Here is a 22671-nt window from a genome sequence, read left to right as displayed (position 1 = left end):
GATAGGGTGACGGGGTGCGTTCGGCGACCGAGCTGCGGCAGCGCTGGCTGGAGACCATCCCCCGGGTGATGGCACGCACCCGCATGTACGCCCGGGACGGCCGGGAGATGGAGACCGTCGGCCGGACCCTCCTGGAGAATCTCTGCTTCGTCGACGAGCGCGACGACGACTTCGCCGCGGTCGGCGGGATGTTCGCCGGCCGCTACGGCGAGTTCGGGGTGCACGGGCCGTTCGCGGCGATGTTCGGCCGCGACCGCGGCTGCGTGGAGGAGGTGGCGTCGGTCTACGCCGAGCAGTTCCACCGGCTGGGTTACCTGGAGGTCGGCCGGGTGCTCGGTGAGAGCGCGTGGAACGCCCTGATCGGCGAGGTGCGCGGCCGGTTCGGGGAGCGGGACATGCGGCGCGACGAGGTCGAGGCGGCCTTCGGGGCGCCCGGCCTGGTCGTCGGCGGGCGGGTTCTCTGCTACGTCTCCGCGGCGGGGGAGTGGGCGTTCTTCGACTGCTGGGACGAGCCCGTCCAACGCTACGTGCCCGGCAGGGGGACCTACGAGTCCGTCTCCGAGGGTGCTCCGCTGGTCCGGTCGGTGCGTGTCCCGGCGGACGACGTCGAGGGCGGCCTGGTCCTGACCCTCTACGGCAAGGTCCTGCGCTGGGGGACCGGGTGGTGGATCCACCATCCGGGTGCGGACGCGGCGGAGGAGTCTCTTGCGATCGCCGCGCAGCTGAGGGCCGTCGAGGCGGCCGATCCCTCATCCGGGCTCGGCCGGGGCCTGGCGTAGCGGGCGAGAGCCCGGCTACGGGAGTCGACGGGGCCATGCCGGGATCGGATGTTCCGATCACACTGAGTAGTGATTTGCTGTGGGCTCCGCGACGGGGCCGTGTACCGTCTGTTCCGTCGCTGTTCCGCCAGAGGGTGAAAGACACCGCGCACCCGTGGGTGAGAGGTGCAGGCATAACCGCTGCTCAGCGGGCTGATCGGCGTGTTGCCGCAGGTAGGCGTGGTGCAGGTCGATGAACTACACCATCTTCGAGGGCACCAGCGAGATCCAGCGCCTGATCATCGGCCGCGCGGTCACCGGCCTGCCCGTTCGCTGAAAATGCCGGATTCCGCGAACCGGCTCTGACGGGCGTTTCGGATCTCTGGTCCGTCACCGGTCCGTGAGAGCCGGAGGAGCGGTGCCGACGGCCGCGCTGGAGCGGCCGTCGCCTGTTCACGGAAGGCAACCGGCTGACCGATCGTGAGCAGCCGCGAGTCTCGCCCGGCATGGCGGTCCTCGGCCTGCGATCGGCTGCTCGCTCCCCGGATCCCCAGGGGGGCGCGTATCGCGCAAGGCCACGCCGGTGCCGATCCTCGTCCGATGCCGGGCGGACATCGGACCGGGCGAGTCGCCGATCACCGGCCGGTGTCGCCGGCGGAGCACGGACCGCTGTGCTGGCGGACGGATCGATCTCGGCGAGGCGGCGGGGCGGTCTGCAACGGGCCGGTCGGCTCCGATACGGCGCGCCGGGCGGCACCTTGGCGACTTCCGCCGGGGGAACCGGTTGAAGAACCTGGATGTTCTGCTCCTGTCTCGGGGCGTCACCGCCTCGCCTGCCGCCACCCGCCTGAAGGTCATCGGTCAGGTGGATGTGGCGACGAATCCAGTATCGGGCGTACGGAAAGAAGATTCCGGCTTTCCTTTTCGGTGGGTTCTCTCGCGCCGCAGCATCTGCGCCGGATCTGGGTGGCCGGCCTCCGATAAACGCGAACAATTTTTGACAGTTGACGCTAACGGAAGGCTGGGCGTACGCTCTGTGTGCGGTTGATCGCTGTTTCTGTCGGTCGTGACGTTTCGTCGGACAATCCAATAGGTGGAACCCGTTCCTTTGCGGCTGGGGATCATGTAGGCCCTTTTGGATGAATGAGATCATGAGACGTTTAAGCTCTTGCGTCCCTGTGGCGGGGTGCTCCTTGGAAATCGATCCCTTTATTCTCGATATGTGCCCACCGGGTGTCTGGAACTCCTGAAGGGCTGAGGCGAGCTGGGGATACACCCTCGATCCCCGTTTGTGTCGCGAGGTTGACGCGTTCAGTCCATGGAGTGGGTGATCCCTGTCGGACCTTATCCCTGTGCGATTGATCCCTGATCGATTACGGCGCGGTCGGCCGATGATGATTCTCCTGGGAATCGTCCGGTCCTCATTGACGTGCCGATGAGGAGGACGATCGCTTCTTCTGTCGGATGGGATGGGAGCTGAATCCGTCATGGGCGCTTTCTCGGGCCGAATGGTCGGCTTCGCTCCGTGAAGTGCGGTGAGTGCCAGGCCGGGTCCAGGTGATCAGTGGCCGTTCCGATTCGAAAGGTGATGTTCATGACCGGTGACTACATGGATTCGCTGGAGACGGTGATCGAGACCGTGATCGCTCCCCAGGCGGCGGAGACGGACAGGTCGGGCACGTTTCCCCGTTCCAGCATGGACGCTCTCGCCAAAGAAGGGTTGCTCGGGCTCATCAGCGCGGAGAAGGTGGGCGGCAGGGGAGAAGGACTCCCCGCCGCCGCCCGGGTGATCGAGCGTCTGGGAGGCGTCTGCGGTTCCACCGCGATGGTGCTGCTCATGCATTACGCCGCCACCGCGCTGATCGAGGCGTACGGTGACGAGCGGGTGCGCGGCGAGATCGCGCGAGACGAGCACCTCACGACCCTCGCCTTCTCCGAAGCCGGCTCCCGCAGCCACTTCTGGGCTCCACTCGGTACGGCGACGGCCGAGGGGGACCGGGTACGGCTGGACTCACGCAAGAGCTGGGTCACAGCGGCCGGGGAAGCCGACAGCTATGTGTGGTCGAGCCGTCCGCTGGACGCGGACGGGCCGATGAGCATCTGGCTCGTCCGCAAGGACACACCGGGACTCGACGTCGGCGGGCCGTTCGACGGATTCGGGCTGCGCGGCAACGCCTCCAACCCGATCGCGGGCGAAGCCGTCATGGTGGAGCGGTCGGCCATGCTCGGTGACGACGGTGCCGGTCTCGACATCGCGCTGCAGACCGGGCTGCCGTACTTCCTGGTGCTGAACGCCTCCTTCTCTCTGGGACTCATGGAAGCGCTGGTCGCCAAGGCGCACGACCATCTGCTCCGCTCCCGGCTCGACCACCTCGGTCAGAGCCTGGCCGACCAACCGGTGCAGCGGGCCCGGTTCGCCCAGCTGCACACACGCATGGACACGGTCCGGGCGTTCATCGGCGACACCCTCGCCGCGCTCGGAAGCGGGCGCGGAGACGCGACCTTGCGTGTCCTCCAGGTCAAGGCCGTGGCCGCCGAAGCGGCGGCGGAGGTCGCCGACGGCGTGATGCGGCTGTGCGGAGGATCGGCCTTCCGCAAGGAGACGGGCGTGGAGAGGTTGTTCCGCGACGCGCTGGCCGCCCGCGTGATGGCCCCGACGACCGAAGCGCTGCACGACTTCGTCGGCCGGGCGACCCTCGGCATGCCCCTGTTCTAGAAAGGACGCCACGATGACATTGGTGATGGGCGCCGTCGCCTACGACCCCAAGGTGGTCACCATCTGGGGAGGCTTCCGGGCATGGCTGGCCGAGCACGGGCTCCCCTTCGACTTCGTCCTCTACTCGCACTACGAGCGGCAGGTCGAGGACCTCGTCGCGGGCCGCATCGACGCGGCGTGGAACTCACCGCTGGCGTGGATCCGCGCACGCCGCCTGGCGGAAGCCGCGAACCGCCGGCTGACGCCCCTCGTCATGCGCGACACCGACCGGGACCTCACCTCCGTGATCGTGGTCCGCAGCGACTCGCCGTACAAGGACGTCGCGGATCTGAAGGGTGAGACCATCGCGGTCGGAGCCGTGGACTCCCCGCAGGCCACGCTCATCCCGTCCTCATTCCTGGCCGGATGCGGCCTGCGGCCGGGGGTGGACGTCTCGATCCGCAGGTTCGACGTGGGCGTCGGCCTGCACGGTGACCACATCGGAGGCGAACGGGACGCTGCCAGGGCACTGATGGCAGGTGAAGTGGCCGCGGCATGCATGATCGACTCCAACCACCTGCTGTTCGGGCGCGAGGGCACGCTGGCGGCGGGAAGCACACGGGTGCTGGCGCAGACCGCGCCCTTCGACCACTGCAATCTGACCGTCGGCGACACCGTGCCCGAGGAGGTGATGCGCCGCTTCGGTGATCTGCTCCTGTCCATGTCGTACGCGGACCCGCAGGTACGTCCCCTGTTCGACCTCGAGGGCCTGACCGTGTGGCAGCCGGGCCGGACCAGCGGATACGCCGCCTTGGAGGCCGCCGTCGACGAGAGCGGCTTCTACAGCGGGCGGGGTGCGGTCACGGCGGCGGGATACGCGCCATGACGCGGCACTTCCTGGACCTCGGGGAGCTCGGTTTCGAGCGCGGTGCGCACCTGCTCGTGCAGCGGGCGCTGCACGGACTGCATCCGGGGGCGGAACTGGCGGTCACCGGCCGGGACCCCGCCCTCCTGGTCCATCTTGAGGCATGGTGCCGCAAACAGGGACATCCGGTTCGGCGCGCCGACGACGCCGATGACGACGTCCGTGCGTGGGTCACACGTGGCCGTACCGACCTCGATCGCTGGGCTCACGCGGAACGGGCGGGCGGGCCGGCTCCGAGCGGCATCGTCGCCAGACCCGAACTCCACTGGGGACTGGCGGCACGCGGGGCGCTCGTCGAGCCGGGCGGACCGGAGATCAGTGCCGATCTCGTGGAGCGCGACTACGTGTGGGCCGACATCGCACCGAGCCTGTACGCGAGTGCGGCAGCTGCGCAGTGGGATCCCGGCAAGGCCGTGAGCTGGGACGCCGAGTTCAGCATCCCGCCGGAGATCGAGCAGGCGGTCGTGCAGGTCATGACCTTCCTCGTGGAGAACGAGCAGGCGGCCCTCGTGGTGCCCGCCCGCCTGCTCGCCCGGGTCCACCCGCACTTCAGAGAGGTCCTCCAGCTGCTGGCGGTTCAGGCGGCGGACGAGGCCAGGCACGTCGAGGTCTTCACCCGCCGGGCGCTGCTCACGGGAGGCCAGATGGGCACCTCCTCCGTGGGCGGCCGCGAGTCGCTCACGACCCTGCTCACCGAGCCGGACTTCTCGCTCGCCTCGTTCCTCCTCTCCGTCCTGGGGGAAGGCAGCTTCCTGAACCTGCTGACCTTCCTGGACAAGCACGCCCCCGATCCGGTGACGCGCCAGGTGGTCAGGCTCGCCCGGCAGGACGAAGCCCGCCACGTCGCATTCGGGGTCGCCCACCTGCAGCACCAGTCCGCGGTCGACTCCTCGCTGCGGGGCAGACTCCGCAGCGCGGTGGAGCACCGGCACCAGACGTTGATCACGAACTCCGGGCTGAACCAGGACGTGTTCGACGCGCTGGTCGTCCTGGCCGCGGGCGAATGGACGCCTCAGGGCATCGAGCGCGGGTACGCGGCCGTTCAGCGGCTGCAGGCGGAGATGGATGAAGGGCGGCAGCACAGGCTTGTCCGTCTCGGCTTCCCGCATGACGAGGCCGCCGAACTGTCCGCGTTGCACACGCGCAACTTCATGTAGCCCCGTGGTCGCCGCGGTCCCTCTGCGGTACCGCGGCCACGTCTCCACCGGGTGCCCTCGATGCCGGTGGCCGCACGTGTTCGGCCACCGGCTCGAAACCCTGACATAGGCGGATCCAGGCCGCCCGAGGCGCCGACGGAGCCACCGCGCCCGGCCGCAGGGCGATCTCACCGTCTTTCCCTCCTCCACCGCGCGCACATGTGAGACTGTCCGGCGGAGTCCGCGCCGCGCCGGCCCCGGCGGACGCGGTCGCGGCCGTCCGGCGGGAGCGGTCCGGTAGGCCGATGCCGGAGAACGGCGTGCTCCTGGGCTCCGTCCGGATCCGCACGACGCGGCGCAGGCGCTCGCGACGGGTGAGCCACATCGCCTCGGGGATGTGTCGAATCCGGTCGGCCGCCGTTCGTCTAAGGGGTAGGAGGTGGTGCACGTGAAGTACGTGTTGATGTTCGTGGAGACGGAGCAGTACAGGAAGGAGTGGGAGGCCAAGGACCAGGCCGAACGCGATGCGGCGTTCGAGAAGGTCGGCCGCTGGTTCGCCGAGCATGCCGCCAGCATCACCCACAGCACCCAGCTCCATCCCGCCGCGGCCGCGACCACGGTACGGCTGGAGAGCGGGTACGAGCCGATCGTCACGGACGGTCCCTTCCTCGAGGGCAAGGAGGTCGTCAGCGGTTACGTCGAAGCCGAACTCGACGACCTGGACGAGGCGCTGCGGATGGCACGCTCCTGGCCGGCCTGCCCTGTCGTGGAGGTACGGCCGGCGCTATGACCGCCGATGTCGCACACGACGTGCTGGCCCGCGTGGTGCGTGAGCACGCGGGCCGGCTCGCGTCGTCCCTGATGTCTCTGCTCGGCGACTTCTCCGCGGCGGAGGATCTGGTTCAGGACGCCGTCGAGACGGCGCTGCGGCGCTGGCCCGCCGAGGGCATACCCGACCGGCCGGATGCGTGGCTGTTCACCGTCGCCCGCAGGCGAGGGCTGGACGTGCTGCGTCGTGAGATGACCTACCGCGACAAACTCGCCCAGTTGTGCTGGCCTCCGCGGCCGGATCCGGACGACCGGCTCAGGCTGGTCTTCACCTGCTGCCATCCCGCGCTGTCACGGCAGGCGCAGATCGCGCTCACTCTGCGGGTCGTGTGCGGCCTGACCACCGCACAGATCGCCGCTGCGTTCCTGGAGCCCGAGGCCACCGTGGCGCAGCGGCTGTCCCGCGCGAAGAAGAAGATCGCCGGTGCGGGCATCCCGTACCGGCTCCCGGCCGAGGATGAGGTACCCGAACGCCTCGACGAGGTCCTCGCCGTCGTCTACCTCATGTTCAACGAGGGGTACCTCTCCAACGGCGGCCAACGCTCGCACTCCCGCAGCCTGGTCGACGACGCCGAGTGGCTCGCGGCGCTGCTGGCCGGATTGATGCCTCGCGAGCCGGAAGCCGCCGGGCTGCTCGCCCTGATCCGGTTGCACCGGGCCAGAGCCGCCACCCGGTTCGACGCGTCGGGCCGGCTGGTACTCCTGCCGGACCAGGACCGCTCGCTGTGGAACCGCGCTGCCATCGCGGATGCGACCGCGCTGCTGACCCGGGCCGCGCGTTCTCATCGAAGGCCGGGGCCCTACCAGCTGCAGGCCGCGATCGTCGCCTGCCATGCCGAGGCCGGCCGCTGGGAGGACACCGACTGGCCCCAGATCGTCGTGCTGTACGACATGCTGCTCCATCTGGCGCCCTCACCGGTGGCGAGACTGCACCGGGCCATCGCCCTGCGGTACGCCGCGGGGCCGGAGGCGGCGATGAAGGAGCTGGAGAGCCTGGAGGGGGACCTCGACCGGTATCCGCTCTACCACGCCGCACGTGCCGAGCTGCTGCGTGCCCTCGGCCGCCCGGCGGAGGCGCAGGACGCCGACCGGCGCGCACTCGCGATGACGGCCAACCCCGCTCAGCATGCGCTGCTGGAGGAACGGCTCGGCTGGGTGTAGGAGAAGCCGGGACACGGCCTGGCAGGATACCGGCGGCCGGAGGCGTCCGGTGTGTTTGCGCGGACGGGGCGGGGCCGTGCTCGAATCCGGATCAGGCGAGACGCCACGGTGCGTCCGGCACGGTGTCCCGCGCCGCCGCACCGACGCGCAGGGCGTAGGGCGGCCGGCCGGAGGGAACGGGCCCGAGACAGGCATGCCCGGTCAGGTGGCACCAGGCGGCGAGGTCGGGTGCGGTGTCACCGAGGAGGCCCTTCCTCCGGAGGCGGGTCGCTCACTCGCCCCCGCTCTCCACGGGCAGCCCCGCCACCTGCCATTCGAGCATGCCGTCGGCCAGCCGCTTGGCGTTCATGCCGTGACTGGTCAGGAGGCGGACCGCCTCCGGGGCGAACACACAGTAGGCGCCACGGCAGTAGGCGACGATCTCGGTGTCGGTCGGCAACTCGTTCAGCCGGTCCGGCAACTCGTCGATCGGGATGCAGACGGCTCCGGGGATGTGGCCGGCGTCGAACTCCTCGACGGGCCGGACGTCCAATACGGTGACCTGTCCCGCGGCCGCACGCTGGAGGAGTTCGTCCCGGGTGATCTCCTCGGTGTGCTCCCCCAGGTAGGCCGCCACGGCGGCCTGGACGTCCGCAAGATGCGTGGCGGCCACATTGCGCAGGCGCGCGTACAGGTCTATGACGTCGTCACCTGCCAGGCGGTAGAGCACGCGGGTGCCCTCCCGGCGGGTGGAGACGAGTCCTCCCTGCTTCAGGGTCTGGAGGTGAGCCGAGGTGCTCGTCACACCGAGACCCGCGGTCTGCGCCAGGATCTCGACACTCCGTTCCCCCTGTGCGAGCAGGTCGAGGAGCTCCAGGCGCTTGCCGTGACCGAGAGCTTTACCGACCCGGGCGATTTGGTCAAAGAGGGAGGCTTTCCTACGTGGATCTCCCACCATATAATCCTCCAAGGAGCAATGGATTAATGGATCCATGGAGGAGTATATCGTTTTTGATCGTCGATGTCCCCGTGTTCATTGCTTCGTCAAGTAGCCGCTGACAACGTCTGAGCCGGTCCGTGACGGTGCGACGCGCCCGAGCCGGATCCATGGCTCCTCTGCTGCAAGTTCGCGTGTCCGCACCGAAAAGATGATCACGTCTAGGTACAGCGGGAGCTCTGCACCATGTCAAAGACCGTTGCAGTCCTGGGGGCAGGCGTCGGAGGGCTGACCGTGGCCGGCCGCCTCCGCGAGCGACTTCCGGACGACGACCGCATCCTTCTCATCGACCGCTCCTTCGACGGGACCCTGGGACTGTCCCTGCTGTGGATCATGCGCGGATGGCGCGCCGCCGAAGACGTCCGGGTCCGGCCCACGGCAGCGGCGCTCCCCGGCGTGGAGATGATCGAAGCGTCGGTCAGGCTCATCGAGCCGGAGCGGCGTGTGGTCCGCACCGACGCCGGGGACTTCCACTGCGACGCCATGGTGATCGCGCTGGGTGCGGACCTGGCCCCCTCCTTGACTCCCGGGCTGGCCGAAGCGATCGAGGCGGGAAGCGCCGAGCAGTTCTACACCGCGGAGGGCGCGAGTTCCCTCCACGGGAAGTTGCGCGACCTGCGTGAGGGCCGGCTGGTGGTGCTGATCGCCGCACTGCCCTTCAAGTGCCCGGCGGCTCCCTTCGAGGCCGCGTTCCTCGCCGCTGACCTGCTGCGGGAGGAGGGGGTCGGCGATCGCGTCCGGGTGGACACGATCACGCCGGACCCCCTCCCGATGCCCGTCGCCGGCCCCGCCGTCGGTCGGGCTCTCGTCGGCATGCTCGATCGGTACGGCATCGGCTTCCTCGCGCAGCGGGCGGTGGAGAAGGTCGACGGTGACGCGCGTGAGCTGATCTTCAAGGACGGGAGCCGGGAGGGATTCGACCTGCTGGCCGTCGTGCCGCCGCACCGGCCGCCCGCCGCGGTGGCGGGCATGGGCGGCGGGGGATGGATCTCCGTCGACTCGCGCACGCTGGCCACCGGCATCGACGGGGTATGGGCGCTGGGCGATGCCACGCTGCTGTCACTGCCCAACGGCAAGCCGCTGCCCAAGGCGGCCGTCTTCGCCGAGGGAGCGGCGGACGTGATCGCCTCCGGGGTCGCTCGCCATCTCGGCTACGTGGCTCCGGAACCGTGGTTCACGGGGTACGGGTCCTGCTACATCGAACTGGGCGGCCACCAGGCGGCCAAGGGGGAGGGGAACTTCCTTGAGCCGCCGGCGCCCCAGGTGACGCTGTACGAGCCTTCTGCCCGCTTCCACCAGGAGAAGGCCGATCAGGAGGCCGACTGGCTCAAGCGGTGGAACGTCTAGCCCCGCGCTCATCCTCGGTTCGAAAGAGAAATGGTGGGAAATGCCTCCGCATAAGATGAGCACCGTGCTTGCCGGGTTCGCCCGCGTAGCCAAGGCCATGGCGAACCCCGTCCGGCTCCATCTGCTCGATCTGCTGTCCCAGGCAGAGCGCAACGTCGAGGATCTGGCCGCCGCCGCGAACGTTCCCATCGGGAACACCTCCGCCCAGCTGAAGGTGCTGCGGGACGCCGGGCTGGTGTGCAGCCGGAGGGAGGGCACACGGATCTACTACCGGCTCGCGGGTGACGACGTCGTCTCCCTGTACGCCGTCCTCCGCGAGGTCTCCCAGCACCGCCTGGCCGCCGCTGAGGTCCTGAGCGTCGGCCACGTCGGCTCGGCGCAGTCTTCCGGCATCGTCACCCGAGAGGAACTGCTCCGCAGACTGTGGGACGACAGAACTGTGCTCATCGATGTACGGCCGACCGTGGAGTACCATTCCGCGCACCTTCCCGGAGCGATCTCCGTACCTCTCGAAGAGCTCCGTTCCCGGGTCGACGAAGTGCCCGTGGGCAGCGAGGTCGTCACCTACTGCCGGAGCGCTCATTGCCTCCTGGCCCAGGAGGCGGTCTGGTTGCTCAGGGCGCATGGCCGATGCGCACGCCGGCTGGAGGAGGGGATGCTGGAATGGCGCCTGCACCGTCTTCCGGTGGAATCCCAGGAAACGCGGCGCCATGCTCCGCCCCAGCGCCCACGCGAGTACGTCCATGCCGTGGCGCGGAGCGCGTAGGAGCCGCCGGCCAATATGACAGTTGACGCTAACGGAAGTGGATGCTTATGATCGATTAATCTTCGGTCAAACCGCCCTCGGCCAGGTCCTGTCGGCGGATGCGAGGTGGGCGAGTTGGCACCCCCACGATGGAGCCGGGCGTCACCCTGCGGGGGCCCGGCCGGCCGCAAGGGAGGCCGGGCAGGCGATGGAGCGCGGCGGTCCGCAGGTCACTGGCTAGAATCGAAGCCATGAGCGCGGACCTCGATGACGTGCTGCGAGCCATCGCTGAGCCTCGCAGGCGTGCGATCCTGCGCCTCGTGGCCACTGAGGAGCTGCCCGCGGGGCGCATCGCCGAGCATTTCGACGTCACCCGCTCCGCGGTCTCCCAGCACCTTCAGGTGCTCAAGGACGCTGGTCTGATCGTCGAGCGCCGTGACGGCACCCGCCGGATCTACCGGGCCAGCGAAGGGGCCCTGGCGCAGCTTCGCGACCTCGTCGAGTCGCTGTGGCGCGACAGCATGATGAGGGCGCGTGACGCTGTCGAGGGTGTCGATACGCAAGTGCGCGATGAGTCAGCGGTGAGTTGACGGATCTGGCAGACTGGGAACGCCGTTCCGACGTTCGCTGGGGTCACGCCGATGAAAAGCTCGACTGGGGTGGAGCCGATCCGTCACGCCGTCACGGTTGAGGCGGATCAGGAGCGCACCTTCGGAACCTTCACCAGGCGACTGGTGACATGGTGGCCCATTGATTCCTTTGCCATCGAGCCGGGAAACGTTCAGGACGTCTGTCTTGAAGAGCACGTCGGCGGGCGGATCTACGAAGTCCTGCAGGACGGCAGGGAACGCGACTGGGGTCGTATTCTGCGCTGGGAGCCGCCGGCTCTGGTGGCTTTCACGTGGGAGGTGATTCAGGGTCCTGCGTTCACCGAGGTCGAATTGGTGTTCAAGCCGCTCGGCCCTTCGCTGACCCGTGTGGAAATGACGCACAAGGGCTGGGAGAACCTTTCTCCGATGCTCATGGGCCACTATCTGGCGCACCGGTCGGGATGGTCTCTGATCCTGGGGCGTCTCCAGTCGGCTCTCTCGGCTTAGCCGTCACGGCCTGCTCCCTTCTTCCTGCATGCCCTGACCTGCCCGGCCGTCGCGGCGTGCAGCGGACCGCTTGGCAGCGTCTGCCAGTCGCGCTCTTGACTGTTGCCGAAAATTGACATTGCATTCGGCTTCCAACCGCCTTTCCTTGATCGGATCATTTCCGCGGGCGCGCACGGTGACTGATCCACAGCGGCGCATTATTCAAAAGATTATTATAAATTTCGTTTTGCCTGGCAGTGTCCTTATCGCGGAATTTGTGTTGACATTTACCGGTCGGTGTTATTAGTTGCCTTTCAGACCTCCCTCTGATGCAACGGGGTTTGATGATGGCTCCTTCCGGCTCATTCCTGAGATCGTTGCTGCGGCGGCCGCTCACGCTCGACGTCGACGATCTCGACCTCGGCAGGCGAGGCTTCGCATCCGCCTCCCCGCAGGCCCGACCGGCTCTCGACGCCGCCGTGACGAGCTTCGCCGCCGGCTACAACGCCGCACTCGTACGGGAACCCGACGCGCTCACCTTCACGCATCTCGACCCCGGCCTACGCGGTTTCGCGTTCGAGGGCGCCGCGATGAGCACCGCGCTCCTGGACCTGCTCACCGGCACGAGAGGCCGCCGGCTGCTCGCCCTGCAGAGGGGAGACGGCCGGCGCTACGTCCACCTCATCCAGGTCGGGGCGGGCTGGGCCTTCGCGCGTATGCGGCTGAGGCCGTGGACCGGTGTCCGATCCGACCAGCCGCTGCTGCGGTGGCTGGCCTGGGACGGCTGGGGATTCCACCAGGCGTTCTTCCGGCCCGCTCGCGTCTTCGCCGGTCGCGTCGAGCGGACCGTCGAAGGCCGTTTTTTGCCCATACGGGATCAGGGAGCCGGCCGGGCCCTGTGGTTCTACGCGGGAGCCGACCCCGCGCGGATCGCCGCCACCATCAGGACCTTCCCTGCAAGCCGCCGTGCCGATCTGTGGGCGGGCATCGGCCTGGCCGCCGGCTACACCGGTGCGCAGACGGTGGACGTCCTGGACCGGCTGATCGGGGAGTCGGCGGGCTACCACGAGCACCTCGCCCAGGGGGCGGCCTTCGCCGCCAAAGCGCACCATCTGGCTGAATCCGTCACTGCGCAGGTGGCGACCGCCGTACGGACTCTCACCGGAGCCGAACCCGAGATCGCGGCCGGGTGGACCGATGACGCACTGCACGCCGTGCCCGACCGGCAGGTGACAGCGCAGGACTACCAGCAGTGGCGGGCCCGGATCCGCCATGCCTGGAGCCTGCACACACGAGGGGTGACCAGGTGAGAAGCCGTATCAAGACCAGACTGACCCAGTTCTGCGCGGCCCTTCTGGTCATCGGCGGCTGGCAGGTCGCCCGGCTCCCCGAGGCGTCCCCCGCCACCGTCGCTTCACTGGCGAAGGACTTCTCCTTCGAGAAGCTGCCGCTGAACGAGGCCGCCACGACCCGCGACATCCGTACCGTGGCACCCGCCTACGAGAAGATCAACCACTGGATCTCCTCGCTGGGGGCCGCTGTCGCCCTGGCCGACTTCGACGCCAACGGCCGCGCGGACGACGTCTGCCTCGTCGACCCGCGGGACGAGTCGGTCACCCTGCGACCGGCTCCCACCACCGGCGACCGGTTCGCCCCCGTCGCACTCGAACCGTCCGGTCTCCCGTACGACTCGACGATGGCCCCGATGGGCTGTGTGCCCTCCGACTACAACGAGGACGGGCGGACGGACGCACTGGTCTACTACTGGGGCCGCTCGCCGGTGCTCTTCCTCAGGAACGCCCAGCCCGTCGCGTCCTCCTCCTTCACCCGGCAGGAGCTCATCCAGCCCTTCGAGGTCTGGAACACCAACGCGATCTCCCTCGCCGACTTCGACGGTGACGGCCACACCGACATCGCCTTGGGCAACTACTTCCCCGACGGAGCCCGGGTGCTGGACCCGGAGGCCGACCAGCCCGAACTTCAGATGCAGGACTCGATGTCGGCCGGCTACAACGCCGGGCGCAACCGCGTGCTGCTCTTCCGGGAGGCGCAGGGCGGCACGGTCCCCCAGGCGCGCTTCACCGAAGCCACCGGGGCGCTCTCACCCGAGATGGCGAACGGGTGGACACTCGCCATGGGGGCCCAGGACCTGGACGGTGACGGGCTGCCGGAACTGTACGTGGCCAACGACTTCGGCCCCGACCGGCTGCTGCGCAACGTCTCCACACCGGGGAAGCCGCGGTTCCAGGTGATGGAAGGAGTGCGGCACTTCACCACCCCCAAGTCGAAGGTGCTGGGCAGGGACTCGTTCAAGGGCATGGGCGTCGCCTTCCCGGACCTCAACCTGGACGACGTCCCCGACATGGTGGTCAGCAACATCACCGAGGACTACGCGCTGCACGAGAGCAACTTCGCCTGGGTCAGCACACGCAGGAAGGTGCTGGGCGAGGACGGAACCGCCTTCTACGACGACCGCAGCGAACCTCTGGGCATCTCCCGATCCGGCTGGGGCTGGGACCTGAAGACCGGGGACTTCGCCGGGGACGGCCGGGTGCAGATCCTGCAGGCCACCGGGTTCATCAAGGGCACCAGCAACCGCTGGGCGGAACTGCAGGAACTGGCGATGACCAATGACGAACTCCTCAAGAACCCCGACATGTGGCCGCGCTTCGGCCCTGGAGACGACCTGTCCGGTGACGATCCCGACAGGTTCTTCGTCCAGGCGCCGGATGGCAGGTTCCACGACATCGCCGCCCGGCTGGGGGTCGACAACGCCGGACCCACCCGGGGAATCGCGCTGGCGGACATCGATCACGACGGACGGCTCGACTACGCCGTGGCCAACCAGTGGCGGCAGTCCTTCCTCCACCACAACAACCGCAGCACCCGCCACCCCTTCCTGGGGATCCGGCTCATGCGTCCGGCAGCGGCGTGCGGCGAGACGACCGGGACGTCGGTGACTCCGGCGATCGGCGCCACCGCGCACGTGGGCTCGGGTGCGGCCGGGACCAGAACGGCGCAGGTGTACCCGGCCGCAGGCCACGCGGGCGTGTCGTCACCCGAACTCCTCTTCGCTCTCGACGGCAGAGCCACGGCCGCGAACGTGACCGTCACCTGGCGCGACGCCTGCGGCACCCGCCACAACGCCGGCCTCTCGCTGACCCCGGGCTGGCACACCGTCCTGCTCACGTCCGACGGCTCAGCACAGGAGATCACCCGATGACACCTGCATCCGACCCCCGCACGAGCGCACTGCGCCGGTTCGCCGTGTCGATCACCGTCTTCAACGTGCTGGGGCACACCGTCCTGGGCTTCGAACAGGCGTATGCCACGCCGCTCGCCGCCCTCGCGGTGGCCTACGCCCTGGAACTCGGCCTCGAGAGACTCGACGCCACGGTGAACGGGCGGCCGGTCAAATACGCCGGAGGCTGGATCCGGCTGCTCGACTTCCTGCTTCCCGCGCACATCAGCGCCCTGGCCTGCGCCATGCTGCTGTACGCCAATGACCGCCTCGCGCCGGTGATCCTCGCCGTCATCGTGGCCATAGCCTCGAAATACCTGATCCGGGTACGGCTCAACGGCTCCTTCCGGCACGTGCTCAACCCCTCCAACACCGGCATCGTCGTGGTGCTCCTGGTCTTCCCCTGGGTCGGGATCGCGCCGCCCTACCACTTCACCGAATGGGTGAGCGGACCACTGGACTGGGTCATCCCGGCCGTCATCCTCGTATCGGGCACCGTGCTCAACGCCATGCTCACCAAGAAGATGCCGCTGATCCTCGGCTGGGTGGGGGCATTCGCCGCGCAGGCCGTGATCCGTACGGCGATCGACGGGACGGCCACGGTGACGGCGTTGACCGTCATGACGGGAACCGCGTTCGTGCTCTTCACCAACTACATGATCACCGATCCGGGCACGACCCCCGTCAAGCCGGGACGCCAGGTGCTGTTCGGAGTCGCGGCCGCCGCCGTGTACGGGCTTCTCGTGCACTTCCACATCACGTTCGGCCTCTTCTTCGCCCTGGTGATCGTGTGCGCCGTCCGAGGCGCGGCGCTCGCGGCCGTCTCCCTGCACCGGCGCCGCGGCGAGGCGGTGTCCGCCCCGGCACGTGAGACCTCAGCCCCGAGTCACATCCCGAGCCTCGCGCCCGAAGCCGTGAACAGGACGTGAACTGATGTACGAACCCATCGCGATCGTCGGTGCCGCCTGCCGGTATCCCGATGCCAGCAGTCCCGACGAGCTGTGGGAGACGGTGCTGTCCGGGCGGAGAGCGTTCCGGCCTCTGCCGCCTGGACGGCTCAACCTCGCCGACTACGCCGCCGACGACGCCGACGGGACCTACGCCAGGTTCGCCGCCGTGTTGGAGGGCTGGACCTTCGACCGGGCCCGGTTCCGGGTCCCGGGAGCCACCCATCGGGTCACCGACGCCGCACACTGGCTCGCCCTGGAGGTCGCCGCCGACGCGCTCGCCTCCGCCGGGTATCCCGAGGGCCGCGGACTCGACCGCGATCGTGTGGGTGTCGTCATCGGCAACAGCATGAACGGGGAGTTCAGCCGCGCGGCCGGCCTGCGGTTGCGCTGGCCGTACGTGCGCCGGGTGGTCCAGCAGGCGCTGACCGCCGAAGGCTGGACTCCTGAAGCCCAGGCGCGTTTCATCGCAGGCCTTGAGCAGGCGTACAAAAGCCCTTTCCCGGAGCCGAATGACGAGATGCTGGCCGGAGGGCTGGCCAACACCATCGCCGGTCGGATTTGCAACCACTTCGACCTCCACGGCGGCGGCTACACCGTCGACGGAGCCTGCTCCTCGTCCCTGCTCTCCGTCATCACCGCGGCAGGCGCCCTGCGCGCGGGGGACATCGATGTGGCGATCGCCGGCGGTGTCGATCTGAGCCTCGACCCGTTCGAGCTCGTGGGATTCGCCCGCACCGGTGCGCTCGCCGCATCGGCGATGCGGGTCTACGACGCCGCCCCCACCGGTTTCTGGCCGGGCGAAGGCTGCGGCATGGTGGTCCTGATGCGGGCCGATGACGCGATCGCGGCCGGTCGACCGCCGTTGGCGCTGATACGCGGCTGGGGCGTGTCCTCGGACGGCAGAGGAGGGATCACCCGGCCGGAGCGGGCAGGGCAGCTGCTCGCCGTCCGCCGCGCCTACGAACGGACGGGGTTCGGACCGGAGACCGTAGCCCTGTTCGAAGGGCATGGAACCGGGACGGCCGTGGGCGACGCCGTGGAGATCACCACTCTGATCGAGGCGCAGCGCGGCATGAGAGTCCTCGGCCCCGCCGCGCTGGGGTCGGTCAAAGCCAACATCGGCCACACCAAGGCCGCGGCAGGTGTGGCCGGGCTCCTGAAGGCCACCATGGCCCTGCACCGGCAGGTGATCCCGCCGACGACGGGATGCGAGGAGCCGCACGAACTGCTGAGCGCTCCCGCGGTGCCGTTGCGCACGGTCCGCGATGCCGAGATATGGCCCCAGGACGCTCCGCTGCGGGCCGCGGTGAGCGCCATGGGCTTCGGCGGTATCAACACGCACCTGGTCCTGGAGTCGCCCGCACCGCGTCGGCGTCCCGTTCTCACCTCCAGGGAACAGCGCACCGCCCGGCGCAGGCTCGGCCATGAGGTGTTCGTCTTCGGGGCGGCCTCACGCGAGGAGCTCGTCGCACAACTCGACCGGATGATCTCCGTCGCCGGTTCGATGTCGTTCGCCGAGCACGTGGATCTGGCCGCCGGCCTGGCGCGGACGGCGGCCGGCGCCCGCCATCCCCACCGTGCCGCCGTCGTGGCGGCGGATCCGGAGCAGCTGGCCCGCAGGGCGCGGCAGGCCGTACGCATCGTCACGGAGCACGGGAACGACGGCCTCGTCACGTCACCGGGGATCTCTGTCGCGAGCGGCCTCTCCGGAAGGGTGGGCCTGCTGTTCACGGGACAGGGCGCCCCGCTGCCGTCAGGGCCCGGCGCGCTTGGCGCCGTCGCTCCTGACACCGCGGGTCTCTTCGGCGATGTCTCCTCCTCGGACGGCACCGCCGACACGGCCGTGGCCCAGCCCGCGATCACCAAAGCGTCCCTGGCGGGTTTGCGCTGGCTGAACCGGCTGGGCGTCGAGGCGCGGGGCGCGGTCGGGCACAGCCTGGGCGAGATCACCGCCCTGCACTGGGCCGGAACTCTCTCCGAAGACGACACCGTGGCCCTGGTCACGGCCCGGGGCCGCATCATGAGCGACCACGGAGCGCCCTTCACCGGGATGGTCTCGATCATCTCCGGGCCGGAACCGCTCGAGGACCTCCTCTCCGGCACCGAAGCCGTCGTCGCCGCAGACCACGGAGCCGCGCACGTGGTGGCGGGTCCGGTGCGGGATCTGGAGAAGATCATGGAGCGGTGCCGCGGACGGAACGTCGTCGCCAAGCGGTTGAGCGTCAGCCACGGGTTCCACTCGCCCGCTTTCGCCGCGGCCGAGCCCCGGTTGGCGTCCTACCTCGACAAGGTCGCCCTGGGAGCCCCGGTCCGTCCGGTGTACTCCACGGTCAGCGGGGAGCGCCTCGACGCCGGCGCCGACCTGCGCCGGCTGCTCACCGTACAGCTGACCTCGCCGGTCTTGTTCCGCCAGGCCGTATCGGAACTGGCGGGCAGCTGCGACCTGTTCATCGAGGTGGGCCCGGGACGGGCGCTCGCCTCGCTCGCGGGTGACATCACGGGGCTCCCGGCCTTCTCCCTGGACATCGGGGCGCAGACAGGCGCGGAGCTGTGCCAGGCGGCCGGAGTGCTGTACGCCTCGGGCGCCGTGGACGACCTGCGGCCGATGTTCGCCGAGCGTTTCCACCGGGACTTCGATCCGTGGCGTGATCCCGAGTTCCTGGAGAACCCGTGCGAGCGCGCTCCGGAGCCCTTACTCCTGCCCGATGCGCCGCTTCCCGATGCTCCTCGACCCGTGATCGATGACCACGACCTGGACGGGGACGTGCCCTCCGTGGTGCGGGCGCTGGTGGCCGCGGCCGTGGAACTGCCCGCCGACGCCATCGGCGACGACGACCGCCTGCTGAGCGATCTGCATCTGAACTCCCTGCGGGTGGTCCAGCTCGCCGCGCAGGCGGCCGCGGCCTGCCGGCGTGCCGTCCCGGTGGAACCGCTGGTGCTGGCCGACGCGTCGGTGGCGGAACTGATCCAGTTGATCGAGACCCTCCCCCCGGCCGGTGACGACACACACGAGCCACCCGTGCCTGCAGGAGTGGCCGACTGGCACCGGATCCTGGTGCCTCGCCGCGAACCGGTCGATCTGGGAGCGGAGGGCATCGACCACACCTGGCGCGTCTGGGGAAGAGGCCCCCTGCGGGCCGAGGTGGAGCCGCTCCTCCACACCGACGACTGGCAGCCCTCGGCCGAGCTGTTCTTCCTGCCGGAGGACCCCGGCGACGAGGACATCGCAGGACTGCTCGACGTGACGCGGGCGGCGGTTGAGAAGGCGACCCCGCTCACCGTGGTCGACCACGGGGACACGGCCTCCGGATACCTGGCCACGGTCCGCCAGGAGCACCCTGACCTGGAGATCCGATGGGTGGGCGGCGCCTCCGCCGCCTCCGCCGCCGCGGTCGTGCGCATCCTGGCGTCGTCTGCGGCCGGCCATCCGGAACTCGTGATCGACGAGAACGGTCGGATCTGCACCCTCGCACACGTTCCCCTGCCGTCCCCGGACAGGCAGGAGCCGTTGCTCGACGCCGATGGCGTCGTCCTCGTCACGGGAGGCGGCAAGGGCATCGGGTTCCAGACAGCCCGTGCCCTGGCACGGCTGAGCGGGGTACGGCTCGCACTTCTGGGACGCAGCAGACCGGAAGACGACGGTGAACTGAGCGCGAACCTCTCCCAGCTTGACGGCATGGGCATCCCCTACGTCTACGTGAGCGCCGATCTCGGTGACCCGGCCGCCGTGAACCGCGCGGTCCGCAGGATCACCGGAGAACTCGGGCAGATCACTGCGGTCGTCCACAGCGGGGGAATCAACCACCCGAAGCGGTTCACGGAACTGAGCCCCGCCGACTACGCCGAACACGCCGCGCCGAAGTACCACGGCCTGCGCGCGCTCGTCGACGCCCTCGACCGTGCGTCCCTGCGCCTGCTGGTCACGTACGGGTCGGTCATCGGGAGGTTCGGCCTGCCCGGGGAGGCCCACTACGCCCTCGCCAACGGCCGCATGCGGGAACTGGTCCGCGTGCTCGCCCGCGACCTGCCGGGATGCCGGGTCTGCAACATCGACTGGACCGCATGGTCCGGCGCCGGCATGGGGGAACGGCTCGACGTCCTCGACGGCCTCATGCGGGCCGGCGTGGTACCGCTGCCGGTGGAGACCGGCATCGGGCTGCTGCGGAACCTGCTCGCGGCGCGCCCGGCGGAGCCGTCCGTCGTCGTCACCGGCCGCCTCCCCCAGCTGGACCGCCCTCAGGCCGCGGCGGGTCGCTCCTACCTCCGCCGGGTACGCACCATGGTCCCCGGGATCGAACTGGTGGCGGAGACGGCGCTCGACGCCGGACGCGACCCCTATCTCCTCGACCACCGCATCGACGGCCTCATGGTGCTCCCGGCCGTCTGCGCCGTCGAGGCCATGGCGCAAGCCGCCGCCGCGCTGACCGGGCGCACCGTGAGCGGTCTGCGGGACTGCCGGTTCGACCGGCCGGTGATCGTCCCGGAGGGGGCGGCCCGGATCATCAGAATCTGCGCTCTCACCGGCGACGACGGTGAGGTGGAGGTCGTCGTCCGCAGCGACGAGACCGGATTCGCCGTCGACCACTTCTCCGCCCGGATGTCGTTCTCCCCGCCGGAACCGCTGGATGTCCCCGCTGTGCGATCGACCCTGCCGCCGCATCGAGGACGTGATCTCTACGGCCCCGTGTTCTTCCACGGCCCGCTCTTCCAGCGGCTGCGCACCTACGACCACCTGCGGGCGACGGCGTGCACGGCCGTTCTGGAGGGGGAGGGCCGATGGCGGTTCGGCCCGGGCGTCCACGGCGGGCTCGTGCTCGGTGACCCCTCGGTGAACGACGCCGCGGTCCACGTCCTCCAGGCGTGCGTGCCGAACCGGCGCCTGCTGCCCGTGGGGTGCGACGCCTTCACCGTCCGCTCCGGATCCCACGACGGCGGCGACCTGATCCTCAGCGCGGTCGAGCGCGGGCACGCGGGAGCGGAGTACACCTACGACGTGATCGTCCGTGATCGCGACGGAGAACCCGTGATCACCTGGACGGGCCTCCGCCTCCGCGACGTCGGCCCGATCGAACCGGATGAGGGGTACCCGGACGTCCTCATCGGTCCCTATCTCGAACGGAGCCTGGGAGGGCTGCTGCCCGACACCCCTGTCGCCGTCGAGGTCCGCGCCAAGGAGGAGGGGAGGACCGCGGGCAGGGCGGGTCAGCGCTCCGTCCTGCCGGACCTGACGGTCGGCCGCAGCCACCTGGACGGGCTGGTGTTGCAGGTCAGCGGTTCCGTACCGCTGACCTGCGACTGGGAGTGGGTGGCGGACGGCTCCGAGCGCCCGCCGGTGGAGAGGTTCTGGGCCGGGCATGCCGCCCAGATCGTCAAGCTGACCGGTGAGCCGGAGTCCCATGTGCTCACCCGGCTCTGGACCGCACGCGAGTGCATGGCCAAGTCCGGCCGCGCGGCCGCTCAATCACCTCTGATCGTGCAGGGGGTCTACGAGCAGGGCTGGCTCCTGCTGCGCAGCGGAGACGACCGCCTCGCTTCCGTGGTGATCCCCCTGGGAGGCGAACGGCGCCTCGCCGCGGTAACCGTCATGCTGAAGGGAGGCTCATGAGGCCCTACTTCGCCTACGAGCACCTGGTGACCTTCGCGGACACCAACCTCGTCGGCAACGTCTACTTCGCCAACTACCTCGCCTGGCAGGGGGCGTGCCGGGAGCGGTTCCTGGCGGCGCACGCCCCCGGTGTGCTGCGGGACCTCGCCGGGGACCTCGCCCTGGTCACGGTGTCCTGCTCGTGCGAGTTCTTCGCGGAACTGACCGCGTTCGACACGGTGTCGATACGGATGTCCCTGCGCGACATCGACGTCAACCGCATCGTCATGGACTTCGACTACTTCCGGCTCAACTCCGGTCCCGGCCAACTCGTGGCCCGCGGGACCCAGACGGTCGCCTGCATGAAACGGACGGGAGACGAGCTGGTCTCCGTGGACGTCCCGCCGGAGCTGTACCACGCCCTGGCGGCCTATGCCGGCGCGATGGAGCACCGCTGACGCGCATGAGCGCATGAGAAGGAGACGCACATGGCGGGTACGCGCCTGCCGGATACCCCTTACGACGACCAGGGCCTTCCCTTGGCGCTCGGTGTCATCGGCTGCGGCGCGATGGGCGCCGCCCTCGCGGAGCTGTTCTCCGCACGGGGGTTCCCGGTGCACCTGGCAGGGGGGAGACGACGGACCGCGGAGGCCTTGGCGGCACGGCTCCCCTCCGCCGTGGCGGCGGATCCGGAGACGGTCGCGGCCATGGCGCGACTGCTCATCCTCGCGACGCCGGTCCACGCCAGTCGTACGGAGGTCGCCCCGCGCATCGGCCACCTTCTCGGCGGCAAGGTGCTCGTGGACGTCTCGAACCCGCTCCCGTCCGACCTGCACGGCACCGGATACCACTCGGCGGCCGAGCTGATCGCGGACGCCTTCCCGAAGAGTCCGATCGTCAAAGGACTGAACTGCGTATCGGCACGCCAGGTCCGTGCCTTCGCCCGCGGAGGTCCGCCGCCCACCGTCCCCGTCACCGGAGACGACCGCGAGGCGAAGCAGTGCGTGACCCGGCTCCTCCGCACGGCCGGGTTCGACGTGGCCGACGCCGGGCCGCTACGCAACAGCAGGTGGATCGAGGGCCTGACCGAACTGCTGCGCCGGATCGGACAGGAAGAGGGGCTGGGCGACGCGGTGGGATTCCGGCTGCTGAGGCTCGGCGGTGAGCCCCCGGAGGACGCATGGCAAGACAGCCGGACATCCGGTCCGGCATTCGTACCGCGGAAGGAGAACCGAACGTGACCGACATC

17 protein-coding genes are annotated in these 22671 nt (G+C 69.5%); 16 read left to right on the top strand and 1 reads right to left on the bottom strand.

Annotation, left to right across the window (positions count from 1 at the left end; all coding sequences use genetic code 11):
• Positions 1-14 precede the first annotated feature (14 nt).
• From ABD823_RS04155 to ABD823_RS04130, 6 genes are all read left to right on the top strand, one after another.
• The gene (locus ABD823_RS04155; RefSeq protein ID WP_344856067.1) at positions 15-779 is read left to right on the top strand and encodes a hypothetical protein; all 765 of its coding nucleotides are present in this window, start codon (positions 15-17) and stop codon (positions 777-779) included.
• Positions 780-2352: 1573 nt separating this feature from the next.
• Positions 2353-3474, top strand: coding sequence for an acyl-CoA dehydrogenase family protein (locus tag ABD823_RS04150; RefSeq protein WP_344856065.1), 1122 nt, complete (start codon positions 2353-2355; stop codon positions 3472-3474).
• Between the two features lie 13 nt (positions 3475-3487).
• Positions 3488-4339 carry a phosphate/phosphite/phosphonate ABC transporter substrate-binding protein gene (locus tag ABD823_RS04145; protein ID WP_344856063.1) on the top strand — a complete coding sequence of 284 codons (852 nt, stop codon included), beginning with the start codon at positions 3488-3490 and terminating at the stop codon, positions 4337-4339.
• Positions 4336-5535 (top strand): hypothetical protein, encoded by a 1200-nt coding sequence (locus tag ABD823_RS04140; protein ID WP_344856061.1) that lies wholly within the window; start codon positions 4336-4338, stop codon positions 5533-5535. The genes ABD823_RS04145 and ABD823_RS04140 overlap by 4 nt, the downstream gene beginning before the upstream one ends.
• 427 nt (positions 5536-5962) lie before the next feature.
• Complete coding sequence (locus tag ABD823_RS04135; RefSeq protein WP_344856060.1) at positions 5963-6304, top strand: YciI family protein; 342 nt, start codon at positions 5963-5965, stop codon at positions 6302-6304.
• Positions 6301-7503, top strand: a complete 1203-nt coding sequence (locus ABD823_RS04130) for an RNA polymerase sigma factor (RefSeq protein ID WP_344856058.1) — start codon at positions 6301-6303, stop codon at positions 7501-7503. Before ABD823_RS04135 ends, ABD823_RS04130 begins: the two co-directional genes overlap by 4 nt.
• A gap of 271 nt (positions 7504-7774) precedes the next feature.
• On the opposite strand, the gene ABD823_RS04125 is transcribed toward ABD823_RS04130, so the two are convergent.
• Positions 7775-8440 (bottom strand): ArsR/SmtB family transcription factor, encoded by a 666-nt coding sequence (locus ABD823_RS04125; protein WP_344856056.1) that lies wholly within the window; start codon positions 8438-8440, stop codon positions 7775-7777.
• A 225-nt stretch (positions 8441-8665) separates the two neighbouring features.
• Here ABD823_RS04125 and ABD823_RS04120 point away from each other — a divergent pair, with 225 nt between their 5' ends.
• The 10 genes from ABD823_RS04120 to ABD823_RS04075 all read left to right on the top strand — a co-directional run bounded on the left by ABD823_RS04120 (position 8666) and on the right by ABD823_RS04075 (position 22663).
• Positions 8666-9826: an NAD(P)/FAD-dependent oxidoreductase gene (locus ABD823_RS04120; protein ID WP_344856054.1), complete on the top strand. Its 1161-nt coding sequence runs from the start codon at positions 8666-8668 to the stop codon at positions 9824-9826.
• Between the two features lie 55 nt (positions 9827-9881).
• Positions 9882-10592 (top strand): ArsR/SmtB family transcription factor, encoded by a 711-nt coding sequence (locus ABD823_RS04115; protein ID WP_344856052.1) that lies wholly within the window; start codon positions 9882-9884, stop codon positions 10590-10592.
• A gap of 230 nt (positions 10593-10822) precedes the next feature.
• On the top strand, positions 10823-11161 hold the full coding sequence (locus ABD823_RS04110) for an ArsR/SmtB family transcription factor (protein WP_344856050.1): 339 nt from the start codon (positions 10823-10825) through the stop codon (positions 11159-11161).
• Positions 11162-11212: 51 nt separating this feature from the next.
• On the top strand, positions 11213-11668 hold the full coding sequence (locus tag ABD823_RS04105) for an SRPBCC domain-containing protein (protein WP_344856048.1): 456 nt from the start codon (positions 11213-11215) through the stop codon (positions 11666-11668).
• Positions 11669-12024: 356 nt separating this feature from the next.
• Positions 12025-12957 (top strand): DUF1702 family protein, encoded by a 933-nt coding sequence (locus tag ABD823_RS04100; protein ID WP_344856046.1) that lies wholly within the window; start codon positions 12025-12027, stop codon positions 12955-12957.
• Complete coding sequence (locus ABD823_RS04095) at positions 12954-14870, top strand: FG-GAP repeat domain-containing protein (protein ID WP_344856044.1); 1917 nt, start codon at positions 12954-12956, stop codon at positions 14868-14870. The genes ABD823_RS04100 and ABD823_RS04095 overlap by 4 nt, the downstream gene beginning before the upstream one ends.
• The gene (locus ABD823_RS04090) at positions 14867-15817 is read left to right on the top strand and encodes an enediyne biosynthesis protein UnbU (RefSeq protein WP_344856042.1); all 951 of its coding nucleotides are present in this window, start codon (positions 14867-14869) and stop codon (positions 15815-15817) included. Before ABD823_RS04095 ends, ABD823_RS04090 begins: the two co-directional genes overlap by 4 nt.
• A gap of 4 nt (positions 15818-15821) precedes the next feature.
• Complete coding sequence (locus tag ABD823_RS04085; RefSeq protein WP_344856040.1) at positions 15822-21443, top strand: type I polyketide synthase; 5622 nt, start codon at positions 15822-15824, stop codon at positions 21441-21443.
• Positions 21440-21880, top strand: a complete 441-nt coding sequence (locus ABD823_RS04080; RefSeq protein ID WP_344856038.1) for an acyl-CoA thioesterase — start codon at positions 21440-21442, stop codon at positions 21878-21880. The genes ABD823_RS04085 and ABD823_RS04080 overlap by 4 nt, the downstream gene beginning before the upstream one ends.
• 30 nt (positions 21881-21910) lie before the next feature.
• On the top strand, positions 21911-22663 hold the full coding sequence (locus ABD823_RS04075; protein WP_344856036.1) for an NADPH-dependent F420 reductase: 753 nt from the start codon (positions 21911-21913) through the stop codon (positions 22661-22663).
• The last annotated feature ends 8 nt before the right edge of the window (positions 22664-22671 follow it).

The sequence above is a fragment of the Planomonospora alba genome (assembly GCF_039534085.1).
Taxonomy (GTDB): Bacteria; Actinomycetota; Actinomycetes; order Streptosporangiales; family Streptosporangiaceae; genus Planomonospora_B; species Planomonospora_B alba.
This window is presented reverse-complemented; position numbering and strand designations above follow the sequence as displayed.